The 14,765-nt window shown below is 76.4% G+C and carries 15 protein-coding genes and 1 pseudogene; 3 read left to right on the plus strand and 13 right to left on the minus strand.

Annotation, left to right across the window (positions count from 1 at the left end):
- Window positions 1-78: 78 nt before the first annotated feature.
- Window positions 79-972: pseudogene (locus AC5K6T_RS18190) on the plus strand (D-alanyl-D-alanine carboxypeptidase family protein); the annotation flags it as partial.
- 35 nt (window positions 973-1,007) lie between these two features.
- On the opposite strand, the gene AC5K6T_RS18195 reads toward AC5K6T_RS18190, so the two are convergent.
- From AC5K6T_RS18195 to AC5K6T_RS18235, 9 genes are all read right to left on the minus strand, one after another.
- Complete coding sequence (locus AC5K6T_RS18195; RefSeq protein WP_493210839.1) at window positions 1,008-2,366, minus strand: glycosyltransferase 87 family protein; 1,359 nt, start codon at window positions 2,364-2,366, stop codon at window positions 1,008-1,010.
- Window positions 2,367-2,404: 38 nt separating this feature from the next.
- Window positions 2,405-3,973 (minus strand): polyprenol phosphomannose-dependent alpha 1,6 mannosyltransferase MptB, encoded by a 1,569-nt coding sequence (gene mptB / locus AC5K6T_RS18200; protein WP_493210300.1) that lies wholly within the window; start codon window positions 3,971-3,973, stop codon window positions 2,405-2,407.
- Window positions 3,974-4,069: 96 nt separating this feature from the next.
- Complete coding sequence (locus AC5K6T_RS18205) at window positions 4,070-5,011, minus strand: glutaminase (protein ID WP_493210302.1); 942 nt, start codon at window positions 5,009-5,011, stop codon at window positions 4,070-4,072.
- Between the two features lie 370 nt (window positions 5,012-5,381).
- Window positions 5,382-6,431, minus strand: a complete 1,050-nt coding sequence (locus AC5K6T_RS18210; RefSeq protein ID WP_493210304.1) for an asparaginase — start codon at window positions 6,429-6,431, stop codon at window positions 5,382-5,384.
- Between the two features lie 343 nt (window positions 6,432-6,774).
- Window positions 6,775-7,452, minus strand: a complete 678-nt coding sequence (locus tag AC5K6T_RS18215; RefSeq protein ID WP_493210841.1) for a FadR/GntR family transcriptional regulator — start codon at window positions 7,450-7,452, stop codon at window positions 6,775-6,777.
- A 149-nt stretch (window positions 7,453-7,601) separates the two neighbouring features.
- Window positions 7,602-7,976, minus strand: a complete 375-nt coding sequence (crcB, locus tag AC5K6T_RS18220; RefSeq protein WP_493210306.1) for a fluoride efflux transporter CrcB — start codon at window positions 7,974-7,976, stop codon at window positions 7,602-7,604.
- The gene (locus tag AC5K6T_RS18225) at window positions 7,973-8,335 is read right to left on the minus strand and encodes a DUF190 domain-containing protein (RefSeq protein WP_493210307.1); all 363 of its coding nucleotides are present in this window, start codon (window positions 8,333-8,335) and stop codon (window positions 7,973-7,975) included. The genes crcB (AC5K6T_RS18220) and AC5K6T_RS18225 overlap by 4 nt, the downstream gene beginning before the upstream one ends.
- Window positions 8,332-8,781 (minus strand): fluoride efflux transporter CrcB, encoded by a 450-nt coding sequence (gene crcB / locus AC5K6T_RS18230; protein WP_493210309.1) that lies wholly within the window; start codon window positions 8,779-8,781, stop codon window positions 8,332-8,334. The genes AC5K6T_RS18225 and crcB (AC5K6T_RS18230) overlap by 4 nt, the downstream gene beginning before the upstream one ends.
- Window positions 8,782-9,355: 574 nt before the next feature.
- Window positions 9,356-9,673 (minus strand): ArsR family transcriptional regulator, encoded by a 318-nt coding sequence (locus tag AC5K6T_RS18235; protein ID WP_493210311.1) that lies wholly within the window; start codon window positions 9,671-9,673, stop codon window positions 9,356-9,358.
- Between the two features lie 419 nt (window positions 9,674-10,092).
- On the opposite strand from AC5K6T_RS18235, the gene AC5K6T_RS18240 reads away from it, so the two are divergent.
- Both AC5K6T_RS18240 and AC5K6T_RS18245 read left to right on the plus strand, forming a co-directional pair.
- Window positions 10,093-10,449, plus strand: a complete 357-nt coding sequence (locus AC5K6T_RS18240) for a VOC family protein (RefSeq protein WP_493210312.1) — start codon at window positions 10,093-10,095, stop codon at window positions 10,447-10,449.
- A gap of 88 nt (window positions 10,450-10,537) precedes the next feature.
- Complete coding sequence (locus tag AC5K6T_RS18245; protein ID WP_493210313.1) at window positions 10,538-10,939, plus strand: MarR family winged helix-turn-helix transcriptional regulator; 402 nt, start codon at window positions 10,538-10,540, stop codon at window positions 10,937-10,939.
- Window positions 10,940-11,019: 80 nt separating this feature from the next.
- Here AC5K6T_RS18245 and AC5K6T_RS18250 read toward each other — a convergent pair whose 3' ends face one another.
- The 4 genes from AC5K6T_RS18250 to AC5K6T_RS18265 all read right to left on the minus strand — a co-directional run bounded on the left by AC5K6T_RS18250 (window position 11,020) and on the right by AC5K6T_RS18265 (window position 14,665).
- A complete protein-coding gene (locus AC5K6T_RS18250; protein WP_493210314.1) occupies window positions 11,020-11,850 on the minus strand; it encodes an MBL fold metallo-hydrolase in 831 nt (276 codons plus the stop codon).
- A gap of 83 nt (window positions 11,851-11,933) precedes the next feature.
- Complete coding sequence (locus AC5K6T_RS18255) at window positions 11,934-12,344, minus strand: SseB family protein (RefSeq protein WP_493210315.1); 411 nt, start codon at window positions 12,342-12,344, stop codon at window positions 11,934-11,936.
- A 330-nt stretch (window positions 12,345-12,674) separates the two neighbouring features.
- A complete protein-coding gene (locus tag AC5K6T_RS18260; RefSeq protein ID WP_493210317.1) occupies window positions 12,675-13,106 on the minus strand; it encodes a tetratricopeptide repeat protein in 432 nt (143 codons plus the stop codon).
- Between the two features lie 359 nt (window positions 13,107-13,465).
- Window positions 13,466-14,665, minus strand: a complete 1,200-nt coding sequence (locus tag AC5K6T_RS18265; protein ID WP_493210319.1) for an NAD(P)/FAD-dependent oxidoreductase — start codon at window positions 14,663-14,665, stop codon at window positions 13,466-13,468.
- Window positions 14,666-14,765 lie beyond the last annotated feature (100 nt).

Here is a 14,765-nt window from a genome sequence, read left to right on the forward strand (position 1 = left end):
TAGCGCATCCGAGTGCTCACCTGCGCGGCGCGGCGAGGGCGGCGGGGCGCGGCGCGGACCGCTTCCTAGGTTGACCGTATGACGATCGGATTCTCCTGCCGAAGCTCCCGGGCGGCCCTGACGACCTGCGCGTTCGGGACGGCGGGCCTGCTCGCGCTGGCACCGCTCGCGGCGGCCGTCCCGGCCCGGCCGGACCCCGGCACACCGGGCGCTGCACGGGCCGCCGCCCCGCCGGCCGCCCTGCTGTACCGCTCGGGCACGCAGGTGCGGCCGCGGGACGGGGCGCCGGTGGTCCCGGACGTCTCCGCCCTGTCGTGGGTGGTGGCCGACGCGGACAGCGGCGCGGTGCTCGCCGGGCACGAGGCGCACCGCGAACTCCCGCCCGCGAGCACCCTCAAGACACTGTTCGCGCTCACCGTGCTGCCGCTGCTGCCGGGCGGGCTGCGCCACCGGGTCCGGGACGAGGAACTCGCGGGCATCGGGGCGGGCAGCAGCCTCGTCGGGGTCGCCGAGGACCGGACCTACCGGGTCGCGGACCTGTGGCGCGGGGTGTTCCTGAGCTCCGGCAACGACGCGGTGCGGGTGCTGGCCGCGCTCGGCGGCGGCTGGCGGACGACGGCCCGGCTGATGCAGGAGAAGGCGCGTGCGCTGGGCGCCCGCGACACCCGGGTCGTCTCCCCCGACGGCTACGACGCGCCGGGCCAGGTGTCCTCCGCGTACGACCTGGCCGTGTTCGGGCGGGCCGGGCTGCGCAACGCCGACTTCGCCCGCTACTGCCGTACGGTCGAGGCCCGGTTCCCGGGCCGGAACGGGTCGTCGTACGGCATCAGGAACACCAACCGGCTGCTGTCGGGCTCGGACGGGGTCGACCGCTATCCGGGCCTGGTCGGGGTGAAGAACGGCTACACCAGCAAGGCGGGGCACACGCTCGTCGCCGCCGCCCGCCGCGGCGGGCGCACCCTGGTGGTGACGGTGATGAATCCTCAGGCGGGTGGCGGCTTCCGGGTCTACGAGGAGGCGCGCTCGCTGCTCGACTGGGGGTTTCGTGCGGCCGGCCGGGTGGAGCCGGTGGGTTCGCTGGATGCGTTCCGGGCGCCGCCGGCGGCGGGTCCGGAGCCGACTCCCGTGGTCGCCGAGGCCGCCCCGGCACGGTCTCCTGCGGGCCTGCCGGCGGGGCCGGCGATCGCGGGGGCGGCCGTCCTCGGTGCCGGGACCACGGCGCTGGTGATCCACTGGGGGAGCCGCCGCCGGGCGGCGCGCGGCTGACCGGCGGGCAGCCACAGCAGCAGCCCCAGCGTGATCCAGGTGTAGGTGTTGGCGCCGACGAAGCCGTCGACGCCGGACGCGTCGTCGAACCACAGCCACACCAGGCTGGTGCACATCACCGCGTACAGGCAGGCCGCCGGACGGGTCCGCCCGGTGCGGACCAGCACGGCGAACGCGGGCAGCAGCCACACCAGATGGTGCACCCAGGTGATCGGACTGACGAGGCAGGCCGTCAGCCCGGTCAGCGCGATCGCGGCCGGCCAGTCGCCGTCGGCGGCGGCCCGGCGGGCCCGTACCGCCCACACGGCCAGCACGGCCACGGCGGCCGCCGCCCAGACCGCGCGGTCCGCTTCGCCGAGACGCGCGAGGACGCCCTGCAGGGACTGGTTGGAGACGTAGTCGAGTCGGCCGATGCGGTCGGTGTCCCACAGGGCGACGGTCCAGTAGAAGCGCGAGGCGTCCGGGGCGAGCACGGCGGCCAGTGCCGTCGCGCCGCCGGCCGCGGCCGCCGCGGTGGCGGCGGCGCGCCGCCGCCCGGTGAGCAGCAGCAGCCCGACGAAGATCGCCGGGGTGAGTTTGACCGCCGCGGCCAGGCCGATGCCGAGGCCGGCCCATCTGCTGCGGCCGGTGGCGAGCAGCCGGCCGTCGGCGAGGACCAGGGCCAGCAGCAGCACGTTGACCTGGCCGAAGCTGAGGGTGTCCCGCAGTGGTTCGAACAGGGCCAGCACGCAGCAGCCCAGGGCGCAGCCGTACCAGCCGTGGCGCCGCCAGGCCCGCCCGGCCAGCAGGCGCAGCACCAGGGCGAGGGCGGCCAGGTTGAGCAGCAGGCCGACCGCGACGGCGGGGCCGAGCGGCAGCCACGCCAGGGGCAGCATGGCGAGCGCCGCGAACGGCGGATACGTGAAGCCGTACGCGGTGCCCGGCACCCGGTAGTCGTACAGGGGACTGCCCCCGCGGATCCAGCTGTGCAGGGCGCCGTGGTAGACGCGCAGGTCGAACCAGTCGCGCAGCAGCGGCACGGTGGCGGTGAAGACGGTGACGGCGGTGGCGGCGGCCAGCACGAGCAGCAGGCGTCCGCGCTCGGTGCGGGGCGCGGGCAGGAGGGAGGACGGCCGGTCGCGGTCCGTGCGGGTCGCGCTCACGCGGCGCGTCCCAGGGCGGGGGTCTGCGTGGCCCGGTGGGCCTGCCACAGGACGAGGACCGCGAGGACGCCGCCGGAGACGGCCGGCACCAGCTGGTCGAGATCGGCGGGGCCGCCGCCGGGCAGCACGGTCAGCGCGAGCACACCGGTGACGGCGGCGACGCGGTGGCGCACCGAGACGCTCGGTGCGGCGGCCGCGATCAGGAACAGTCCCCACAGCGCGTACCAGGGGCGGACGGCGGGGCCGAAGGCGGCGACGGCGGCGAGGCTGAGGCCGAGCGCGTAGACGGGCCGGGGCCGCAGCCGGATCCATATGGCGAGCAGGGTCAGCACGGTCAGGGCGAGGCCGGCCGTGTGCCAGACGGGCACGGCGAGCGGTGCGAGGTCGCTGCCGAGGCGTTCCAGCAGGGCGCCGGTGGCGCGGCCGAGGAGGCTGGTGAGCGCCCAGTTGTGCGGAGAGACGGGGGTGTCGAGGGCGCCGATCCAGCCATAGCCGGTGCCGGCGGCGGCGGTGGCCGCGACGGTGGTGCCGGCGGCTGCCGCGCCGGTGGTCAGCACGGCGGCGACGGGGCTGCGGCCGGCCCGGACCTGGAGCAGCGCGACCGCGGCGAGGCCGAGCAGCGCGGGCGCCTTGACCAGGGCGGCGAGGGTGACCAGGGCGGCGCCGAGGGCCGGCCGGCGGCCGAGCGCGGCGACCAGGCCGATGCCGAGCAGGCCGAGCATCATCGCGTCGTTGTGGGCGCCCGCCACCAGGTGCAGCAGCACCAGCGGGTTGAGCGCGCCCAGCCAGAGCGCGGCGGCGGGGTCGGCGCCCGAGTGGCGGGCCAGGCGGGGCAGAGCGGCGGCCATCAGGGCCACGCCGGCCAGGGCGACCAGCCGCATGCCCATCAGCCCGGCGGGCAGCTCACCGCGGGTCAGCGCGGACAGCGCGGAGGCGGTGGCGAGGAACACGGGTCCGTAGGGGGCGGCGGTGTGCTGCCACACGGGGGCGACCTCGTCGGCGAGCGGGCCGCCGAGGTGGGAGGGGCCGTGGGTGTAGACGTCGATGTGCGCGTCGACCATGGCGCCCTGGGCGAGGTAGCTGTAGACGTCGCGGCTGAACAGCGGCGGGGCGAGCAGCAGCGGTGCCGCCCACAGGGCCAGCACCAGCAGCAGGGCCCGCGGCGAGGGCGGTTCGCAGCTGTGGATCAGACGGCCCAGCAGTGCCCAGGCCGCGATCAGCAGGACGACGCCGAAGTAGACGACGACCAGGCCGAGGGCTGCGCCCGGGGAGGCGGGGGTGAGCAGTTCCCGGACGGGGAGGGCTCCGGCCGTCTCGCCGCCCGCCGAGAGGAAGGCGGTTGCGATGACGCCCAGGGCCCGGCAGCGGCGCAGCTCGACCGCGTGAGTGATGGCCAGCACTTCGGCAGCGTGTCGGCGCGGAGTGGCCGGAAGGCGACACGGAGCCCTCTGTGGGGTCTCGGATGCGTGTCGGGTGCGTGCTCGGCGGCCCGTGGCGGCCGGCGGACGCCTGGAGGTACGGTGCGGCAACGCGGTGTTGAGGCGTCCGCCCGTCTGCCGCCGCACGGGGCCGGTGGCCGGACAGGGGGTGCCGGGCCGTCGGACGCGGTCGCCGGCGGCGGTCCGCGCGGCGCCGTGTCCGCGCGAGGAACGGCGCCGGGCTCAGAAGACGGACAGGCCCGTCAGCGTCGTGAACCGGTCCAGGGCCGCCACTCCGGCCACCGAGTTGCCGTGATCGTCCAGGCCCGGACTCCACACGCACAGGGCGCACCGGCCGGGGACGACCGCGACGATGCCGCCGCCCACGCCGCTCTTGCCGGGCAGGCCGACGCGGTAGGCGAAGTCGCCCGCGGCGTCGTAGGTGCCGCAGGTGAGCATGACGGCGTTGATCTGCTTGGCCTGGCTGCGGGTGAGCAGGCGGGTGCCGTCGGCGCGGGTGCCGTGCCGGGCGAGGAAGGCGGTGGCACGGGCGAGGTCGGCGCAGCTCGCCCGCAGGGAGCACTGCCGGAAGTACTGCTCCAGCAGCTGCGGTACGGGGTTGTCGATGTTGCCGTAGGAGGCCATGAAGTGGGCCAGGGCGGCGTTGCGGTCGCCGTGCGCGGCCTCGCTGGCCGCGACCTCCTCGTCGTAGTCGAGGGCGGGGTTTCCGCTCTCGGCGCGCAGGAACGCGCGCAGTTCGCCGGCCGCGTCCCCGGTACGGGTGTGCAGCCGGTCGGTGACGACGAGGGCCCCGGCGTTGATGAACGGGTTGCGCGGGATGCCGTTCTCGTACTCGAGCTGCACGAGGGAGTTGAACGGGTTGCCGGAGGGTTCGCGGCCCACGTGCTCCCAGAGTTCGTCGCCCTCCCGGGCCAGGTCCAGGGCGAGGGTGAACACCTTGGTGACGGACTGGATGGAGAAGGGCTCACGCCAGTCGCCCACGCCGTACACGGTGCCGTCCAGCTCGGCGACGGCCATGCCGAAACTGCGCGGGTCGCAGGCGGCGAGCGCCGGGATGTAGTCGGCGGGGCGCCCGCGGCCGGGGGTGTGCTCGATCTCCTCGGCGATGCGTTCCAGGACCGGCTGGAAGGGCAGGGACGACGACGCGACAGGCATGATCACCATTCTGCCTCCGGGCCGGCCCGGGCGCGCCCGGCGGGTGGGGTCGACGGGCGGGTCCGGGGTCCGGGACGGGGCGGAGACGGGCCCGGCGGCAGGGCCGGGGCGGGGAGCGGTACGACGGTCGGGGTGCAGGGACCCCCGGGCCGGGAGGAGGCCGGGGGCGTGTGGCGAGGCCGGGCGCCGCGGGGGCGCGGCCGGAGAGGGGCGGGCGCTGCGGCGGCGCGGGGCGCCGGGCGCCACGGCGCGGGGCGGCCGGCCGCACGGCACGGCGGCACGCGGCGGACCACGGTCCCCGGGCCGGGCGGCGACCGGGAGCGGTGGCCCCGCACGGGGTGCGCCGTCCCGGCCGTCCCCCGCGCGGCGGACGCCGCCCCTACGCCACGGACTCCAGCGGCGGCGGGTCGAGGCGGTCCAGCGCGGGCACCACGCGCACCTGCCCCACCGGCCTGCCGCCGCCGAGCAGCGGCTCTCCCGCGAACCGGGTGAGCAGCGCCGGGTCGACCCCCGCGCGGGCCAGCGCGGCCGCGGCGACCGGGATCCGGGCGCGGTCCGCGCCGTCGGCGATCTTGACGGCGACGGCCCGGCCGTCCGGCAGCGCCGCCACCTCGACGCCTTCGAAGCCGTCCTTGGCGATCAGCCCCGGGACGGCCTCCATCAGCTCGGCGACGTCGCGGCCGGCGCCGGAGGCCATCCCGGCGTGGCGGCGCAGGGCGTCGGCGAGGCGTGCCTCGGGCGTGCCGGGTGCGGCCGTGGCGATCCGGGACAGGGCGCGGGCGAGTCCGTGCAGGGAGACGGAGAACAGCGGTGCGCCGCAGCCGTCGACGCTGACCCGGGCGATGCGCTGGCCGGTGAGGTCCTCGACGGTCTCGGCGACGGCCCGCTGCAGGGGATGGCCGGGGTCGAGGTGTCCGTCGAGGGGCCAGCCGTTGAGCCGGCAGGTGTAGAGCATGGCCGCGTGCTTGCCCGAGCAGTTCTGGGCGAGCCGCGAGGCCGGGCGGCCCGCGCGGATCCAGGCGTCCCGCACGACCGGCCCGTACGGCAGGTCCGGGGTGTTGCGCAGGTCGTCCTCGGTCAGTCCGGCCAGGTCCAGGATCCGGCGGGCCCCGGCGAGGTGGCGCTCCTCCCCGGAGTGGCTGGCCGCGGCGAGCGAGAGCAGCGCGCCGTCCAGCGGGAGGCCGGCCCGCAGCATGGCGACGGCCTGGACGGGCTTGACCGCCGAGCGCGGGTAGAACGCGGCCTCGGCGTCGCCGAGCTGGAAGGCGACCTCGCCGTCGGCGCCGAGGACGACGGCCGACCCGTAGTGGACGCCCTCGACGACCCCGCTGCGGACGAGGTGGGCGACGGGGGCGTGGAGGGGTTCGCGGACGGCGGGGGCGGGAGCGGGGGTTCCGGCGGGGCCGGTTGCGGGGGTGTCGCTGTGCATCACTGCCTGGTTCGGTGTCTCGTGCGGGGCGGGGTGCGGGGCGGGGGTCCGGTGCGCGGGCCCGGGTGTGCGGTGCGTGGCGGGCCCCGGGCGGGGGCCGGGGTGGACCGGCGCGTCGTTCATGCGGCGGTCCGCGTGCGGACCCGGGGACCGGCACAGGCCCGGGTACGGGTACGGGTACGGGTACGGGTGCGGATACAGGTGCGCGTGCGGGGGCGGGTGCGGGGGCCGGCACAGGCCCGGGTACAGGTGCGGGTACAGGTGCGGGTGCGGATACAGGTGCGGGGGCCGGCCACGGTACTGCCGGAACGTTTCCGCACGCCGTGGTGCCGGGACTGCTCACTCACGTCCGGGGTCCGCCTTCCGTGGGGCCGCTCGTGCGGGAGGACCGCACGATGTCGGTGAGGGTGGTCTCCACGCGGTCGAGGTGGTGGCGCATGGCCTCGGTCGCGTCGTGCGCACGGCCTGCGGCCAGCGCCTCGAAGACGGCCCGGTGCTCGCGGTCGGACTGCTCGCGGCGCCCGCCCAGTTCGTTGAGGAACGCCGACTGGCGCGCCAGTGCGTCGCGGATCTCCTCGATGACCCGGCGGAAGACGGGGTTCTGCGCGGCCTCGGCGACCGCCAGATGGAACAGCGTGTCCATGGCGACCCAGGCGATGGTGTCCGTCTCCCGCTCCATGCGCTCCAGGAGGTGCGCGAGGCGGTCGAGGTTCTCCGGGGTGCGGCGCAGGGCCGCGTACCCGGCGACCGGGATCTCCACGTGGCGGCGCACCTCCAGCAGGTCGCTGGCGGTGTAGTCGCCGAAGGTGGGGTCCTCCACGGCGTCGGCGACGACGAACGTGCCCTTGCCGGTCCGGGACCGGGTCAGGCCCATGGTCTGCAGGGCGCGCAGCGCCTCGCGCAGCACGGGCCGGGAGACCTCCAGGGTGCGGCAGAGTTCCGCCTCGGAGGGGAGTTTGTCCCCCACGGCGTACACGCCGGTCTCGATGGCGCCGCGGAGGTGGCGCAGCACCGCTTCCATGGCGCTGACACGCCGCGGGGCCGGACCACCTGTCTGGCTGTCTGACAGGTTCACGCGAGCGATGGTCCGGCCACCAGGCGGACCGTGTCAAGGCAGGCGGCCGGGGCCGCGCGGTGACCTGCGCGACAGGCGGCCGGGCCGGGCCGGTCTCAGCCCCACGCCGCGTGGGCCAGCGCCGCTCCGGCGAACGCCGCGCCCAGCCCCACGAGCACGCTCACGGCCGCGTTGGCCAGGGCGTAACCGCGGGCGCCGTCCTCGGCGAGGCGCAGCGTCTCGTAGGAGAAGGTCGAATAGGTGCTCAGCGCCCCGCACAGGCCGGTGCCGAGGAAGAGCTGCAGGGAGGAGCCGGCCGCCCCCTCGACGACGGCGCCGGTCAGCAGCCCCAGCACGAGGCAGCCGCTCACGTTGGCCGCGAACGTGCCCCAGGGCAGGACGGAGTCGTGCCGGGACTGCACCGTACGGTCGGTCAGGTAGCGCAGCGGCGCCCCGATCATGCCGCCGAGGGCGACCAGCAGCCAGTTCATGCCCCGGCCTCTTCCCCCTCGGCGCCGGGCCCGGCGAACCTGACGACCTCCACCTCGTCGAGCGTGACCAGCCCCTCGCCGACGACCTCGCCGAGCCGCGGCAGGAAGGCCCGTACGCGATCCTCGGTGTCGACGATCACCACGGCCACCGGCAGGTCCTCGCTCAGCGACAGCAGCCGCGAGGTGTGGATGAGGGAGGTGGTGCCGAAGCCCTCCATGCCGCGGAAGACGGAGGCTCCGGCGAGGCCTGCGGCATGGGCGCGGTGGACGATCTCCGAGTACAGGGGGCGGTGGTGCCAGGTGTCGTCCTCGCCGACGATGACCGTCAGGCGCAGCGCGCGTCCGGCCGGGCCGCTCATCGCGGGCTCCGCACGAGTGCCCGGCGGGCGGCCGTCACCGCCAGCCACACCGCGGCGAGCGCGGCGAGCAGGGTGGCGGCCAGATAGGCCAGGGCCGTGCCGGCCCGGCCGTCGTCGAGAAGCCGCCGGATGTCCACGGCGTACGTCGAGAAGGTGGTGAACCCGCCGAGCACTCCGGTGCCGAAGAACGGCCGCACCAGCCGGTGCACGGTCCGCGCCTCGGTGACGAGCACCATGAACACGCCGATCACGGCGCACCCGGCGACGTTGGCCGAGAACGTCGCCCAGGGGAAGCCCCCGCCGTGCGCGGGCCAGAGCAGGGCGAGCCCGTAGCGGGCCGAGGCGCCGACCGCGCCTCCGGCGGCGACCGCCGCGACGACCGGTGCCTGACCGTGGCGACGGGCCGCGCGCACGGCGGTGGCGCTCTCCGTCTCCTGGGCGGTCATGGTCACAGGTCTCCTGGGCGGGCGTGATCGCGAACGGGCTACAGGGTATCGCCGGGACGGCCGCGGGGCATCGCGCGGGTGCCCCGCCCGCGCCGCCCCGCTCCCGCGGCCCCCCGCGCCGCGGACGGCACGTGCTCGGGCTGCACGTACTCGGCGGCGGGCGGTCGTGGACGGCGGGCGGTGGCGCCGGCGTGCGGTGCGCGGCGGGCGGTGGCGCCGGCGTGCGGTGCGCGGCGCGCCGGGTCCGGGCGGCGGCCCCGCCCGCGGAGCGGGTGCGATGCCCGCGACGCCCGGGGGTCCCCCTTCCGCGGCGGGGCCACCCCGGCCCCGGCCCGTTCCGGCCGTACTCCGGGGACGGCGGCGCCCGTCCGGGTGCCGGCCGCGCCGTGCCCCGCCGGGGCCGCCGCTCTCGTCCCGGCCCCGGCGGGGCGGCCACAGCACGGCTGAGGCGCCCGGGGCCACGGGGACACGGCACCGCGGCGGGGGCCGGGCGCCCCGGTGCGGCCCCGGGTCGCCGGCGCGCCCGGTGCGGGGCGGACGGCCGCCGGTCCGGGTGCCGGCCGCCTCGCCGCCGTCACCACCCCTTCTCGAACATCCGCGCCACCTCGGCGATCCGCACCTCGTCCCGCCGGTAGCGGACCTGACGTCCGACCGTACGCGCGCGCAGCAGTCCGAGGTCGGCGAGGAGACGGAGATGGCTGGTGGCGGCGTCGTGACGCAGGCCGAAGCGGACGGCGACGGCGTCCGCGGTCACACCGTCGGCGGTGACGCCCGCCTCGACGGCACTGCGCCCGGCGGGGCGGCCGCGCCGGGCGGGCAGGAAGTGGGCGACCGGATCCTTCATCAACTCCAGGATCTCCAGACGCAGTTCGCTGGTGGGAGTGTTCAGCATCGCATCCCCCTCGACTACGGGCGCTCGTAACGGGGCGTTCCCACTCTCGCGCCGCACACGCCGAGGCGTCCGGGACTTCGCCGCCTTTGTCCGGATCGAACTGCCGTGCGGGCGAAAGTCGCCCGGCGCGCTCGCGCACGACCGCCCCCGCGCACTCCGGGCGCGCGCCCCGACCCGCCCGCCACGGGCGCCGCGGCGCCCTCCGGCGGCCCGCGTCCGGGCGGGCCGGGCATCCGCGGCCTCGCCCCGGCCCGTAGCGGTGGGCCCGGCCTCGGCCGAGGGCGGCACACCGAGGGGCGGCACCCTCACGGAGCAACCGGTCAGGATCGGAGAAGCCGGGCCCGGCCCGCCGGTCCTAGCGTGGAACCACCGGCGCGGAACGGGCGCCGGGCACACGGACCACCACCGAGGAGTACGCCATGACCGCGGGACTGAAGACGATCGTCTACCCCGTCAAGGATCTGCAGAGCGCCAAGGCCGTGTTCGGGGCGCTGCTGGACGTGGCACCCTACGCGGACACCCCGTACTACGTCGGCTACAGGGACGCCGGGACGGACATCGGGCTCGACCCCAACGGCCACGCCCAGGGCATGACCGGCCCGGTCCCCTACTGGCACGTCACCGACATCCGGGCCAGGCTCGCCGCGCTGCTGGAGGCCGGGGCCGAGACGCTCCAGGACGTCCGGGACGTCGGCAACGGCCGGCTGATCGCGTCCGTCAAGGACGCCGACGGCAACCTGGTGGGACTGCTCCAGGACCCCGAGGCCCGCTCCTGAGGCCCGGCCGCCGGGACCACCGGGCCGGACCCACTCCTTGGTAGTTGCACACGCAACCAATGGCCGGAACGGTGTTACCGTGCGGAGTATGGCAGTCAACTCGGCCGAGGCCCGGCTGGAAGAGCGGTGGCGGGACATCCTCTCGGTGCACGCGCGCACGGTGTGCGAGATCGACCGGACCCTCCATCCGCACGGTCTGGGCGCCAGTGACTTCGAGGTGCTCGACCTCCTCGCCACGGAGCGGGGCGGGGACGGCGAGCACTGCCGGGTGCAGAACCTGGCGGAACGGGTGCACCTCAGCCAGAGCGCGCTGTCCCGGCTCATCGGCCGGCTGGAGAAGGACGGTCTCGTCGAGCGCTCGATGTGCGCCGAGGACCGGCGCGGCGTCCAGGTGGCACTCACCCGCAAGGGCCGTGACCTGCACGCGGAGGTCCTCCCTCTGCAACGGGCCGCGCTGGCGCGCATGCTGGGACCGGCCCCCGGCACGTGACGCGCCGCGCGACGGCGGCCGGGCCGTGCCCCTGGGTACGGCGCCCGCCGGGTCGGCGAGCCGCCCGGACGGGCCCTGCCTCAGAGCACGAACTCCGCTCCGTCCGGGAGCACTTCGGGGCCACAGGTCCCGGGTGACGCGTCCAGCAGAGGGTTCGCGTCGTCGAGCCGGGTGGCGATCAGCCGAGCACCGGCGGCGGCCGGGGCAGCGCCCGCGAGGGCGGCCGGGACATCGGCGGGAGCGGCGGCCCGGGCGGAGGCGTCGAGCAGGACGCAGTCCGCGCCGGCGGTCAGCCCGGCCGGTGCGGGGCCGGCGGTGCCGAGCGCGGGAGCGTAGACGAGCACCCCTCCGGTGGCCAGGTCCTCGACCCGGTACGCCGTCGACCAGCGCGGGTCCTCCGACCGGGCCGTCAGGTAGGCGGGCGGCCGGGCGCCGACGGCGTACGCGGTGACGACCAGGCCGCCGGAGAGCACGAAACCCTCGTCCGTCAGCGCGTCCCGCCACTCCCAGGGTGCGTACCGGTCCAGCGCCGTGCGGGCCGCGGACAGGGCGGTGAGCACGGGCGGAGCCGCGTAGACGGTCAGCCTGGGCGCGCCGCGCAGCACGGCCAGCCCGCCCGCCTGGGCCGGCTCGGCCCCGGTGAGCAGCACACCGCGCACCGGGGCGGCGCGGGCGGCCGGCCCAGGCCACAGGGCCGCCGTGCCGGTGAGCTGCGTGCGCAGGTCGGGCGAGGCGTCGAGCAGCCACCAGTCGCGGGAGTTGCCGGTGACGGCGACGCCCGCCTGGGTCCGGGCGGGCGCCTTGCCGTCGCGGGCCGCCGCGCACCGCGCGCAGCCGCACGCCCACCGCGGGACGCCGCCGTCCGCGGCGGTACCGAGCAGGACGACCCTCACCACGCCCCCCGTGTTCACTCGACTCGGGTCCCTCGGCAGGGGTCTTCCCGCCCCGGGCCGTCCGGCCACTCCGCCCCGGGAGGCATTTCCGGCCGATCTCCTCAGCCCTGCGGCCGGGCCAGCAGGGTGCGCACCCCCTCCGAGGTCAGCGTCAGGCCGTGAGCCGAGGCCGCGTCTATGGTCAGCGACAGCCCCTCCTCCTCGGGCCACTGCGAGGCGAGCGCGCCCAGCGGGACCAGGCGGTAGCGGGAGACGTACGGCAGCAGTCCCGTCATCTCGGGTTCCGAGGTGAACACCGGAACCACGGGCACACCGCCCGGCTGCTCGATCACCGGCAGCGTCACGGTCCCGGGGTCGCCCGCCTCCGCGTCGGTGGCGTCGTCCGGCACGGGCACCAGCACCTCACTGCCGGCCAGAGTGTCCAGTGCGGCGGTGTCCTCGGTGTTCTCGGCGAGCGCGTCCAAAGCGCGCCCGGCGGGGGTCTCATTGTGTCGGTGCTCGGGTGTGTCCATGACTGTTTTCCCTGGTGGCGGCGGTCTGGGGTGCGCCCGGACCGAATCGGCCCGGGGCGTCTCCCCCGCGTACCCGGAACGTGCGGGTCCATGCGCCCTCCGCACGACCGGGGCGCCGGGCCGGGGCGTGCTGCGCACGAGCCGTCCTCCGCGGTCCGGCGTGTACGCGGCTTCCGGGAGCCGCCCGGTCCACCCCGGCCCCGGGGCGGCGAGGCCCGGGACCGGGACGGGCCGGGACCGGGACGGGCCGGGACCGGGGCAGTCGCCGGGGACGGGCACCGGGTCACGAACCGGGAGCAGGCTCCCCGAGCCTGCGGCCGGGGCACGGGGTCAGGAGCCGGCGGGGAACTCCCCCGAGAACGCGGCGGCCATCCGCAGCCACGGCTCGGCCTCCCGCCGGCGGCCCTGGCGCTCCAGGGTGCGGCCCAGCATGAGGTGGGCGTAGTGCTCCACCGGGTCACGCGCGACGACGAGCCGCAGCTGTTCCTCTGCGCGCCCGAGCTGAGCCGAGTGGTAGTAGGCGCGGGCCAGCAGCAGCCGGGGCCCGGTCTGCTCCGGAACCTCGTCCACCACCGCGGTCAGCAGCCGGGCGGCACCGGCGTAGTCCTTGGCGTCGAAGAACAGGTGCGCCCGCTCCCAGAGCTCCGCCGCGGTCTCCTCGCGCGCGGCGCCCGCGCAATCGTCGAACGGGTGCTGCGCGCCGACCCGACGGTCCGGCGCGAGGCCGTCCTCGGGGGTGTTGCCGTGGAAGTCGCCGGTCATCGGCCCTCCGTCCGTTGCCTTGGCGGACGGGGTCCGGCTGGTCCGCGGGCCGGTGCGTGCCCTCGGCGCCGGGCGCGGGCATCGCATCCGCCCGCGGTCCCGTCCGCAGAGTCGGTACAGGAACTGCACCGGCGCGAACGCTTTCCCGGGCCCAGCTGTTCCAAGCCGGTGCGCGGGACGGCACCGGCACCGCCCGGCACCCGGATTCCCGCAGCCTCGTCCGGCGGCCGATCGCCGAGCGGGCCGCGCCAGGTCCCCCGCGGTCCGGCGGTGCCCCGCAGGGCGCTGGAAGGCGTGCGGCCGGCCACGACGGCGCCGTGGCCGGCCGGCGTCCTGCGACGGCACGTCCGGCGGGGAGCTCAGACCGCGCGCCCGGCAGTGGCCGAGGCCGCCTCGCGCTTGGCCCGTACGAGTTGTTCGCGTTTGCCGTCCTTGAACATCCAGCGGTACGAACCGGGCTTGCGGGCCTCGTGGGAGAGGTGCTTGAGCAGCCCCGAGTAGCTGGACTCCTTGACCAGGACCCCGAGGCGCCCGCCGACGGCGAGCCTGTTCGACACGTCGTTCCTGGAGGCGAGCTGCACCGTCGCGGAGCGGCGTCCCACGCTGACGCACATACCGAAGAACCCGACCTCGATGGGGACCGGCTGCTCTCCGGCGTGGCGGTGGAGCACCGTGTCGGCGGCGTGCGCGCCGAGCGGGTTCGCGGACTGGCAGCTCATCCGCAGGGGCAGGTCGGAGGGGGCCGCCGCGTCTCCGGCGGCGATGATGCGCGGGTCGTCCACGCTGGTCAGCGTCTCGTCGGTGAGCAGACGCCCGTGGACGTCGGTGCTGAGCCCGCTGCGTGCGGCGAGGTCCGGCACCGCGAAGCCGGCCGCCCAGACCGTCACCTGGCTCGGCAGCAGACGGCCGTCGGCGAGGCGCACGGCGTCGCGCGAGACCTCGACGACCTTCGTACCGGCTCCCTCCAGGACCGTCGCACCGAGCTTGGCGAGCCGCCTGGCGAAGGAGCGCCGCACCCGGGGATGCAGATAGGGGCCCAGGTCTCCGCCGCACACCATGGTCACCGCGCGGCCGGACTCGGCGAGTTCGCCGGCCACCTCGATGCCGAGCGGCCCGGCTCCGACGACGGTGACCGGCGCGGTGGCGGGGGCCGCGTCGAGGGCGGCCCGCAGCCGCTCCGCCTCCTCCAGCGTGGCGGCCCGGTGGGCGAACTCGGCCGCTCCGGGTACACCCGGGTCCCCGCTGCCGCTGCCGACCGCGTAGATCAGGTAGTCGTAGCCCACCGTGCCGCCGCCGGCCAGGGTGACGCTGCGTGCCGGGGCGTCGATACGGGTCACGGTGTCGACCGTCAGACGCACGCCGTCGGCCAGGATCTCGCGGTAGTCGACCACCGCGTCGGAGGATCTTCCCGCGAGCTGGTGCAGGCGGATCCGGTGGACGAAGTCGGGGCGCGGATTGATCAGCGTGACGGTGAGGTCGTCGCGCTGTGTGAGGCGGTTGGCCGCCATCACGCCGGCGTAACCGCCGCCGATCACAAGGACTTGGGTGTTCTCGGTCATGGTGTCTCCTCCGTCTCCCGCGGCATGGGGTACGGGCACCGCAGGATCGAGCACATTGACACCTTATGAGGCGGATAACCTCAAAGCCTCACCAATGCAC

Source organism: Streptomyces sp. B8-7 (assembly GCF_058833805.1).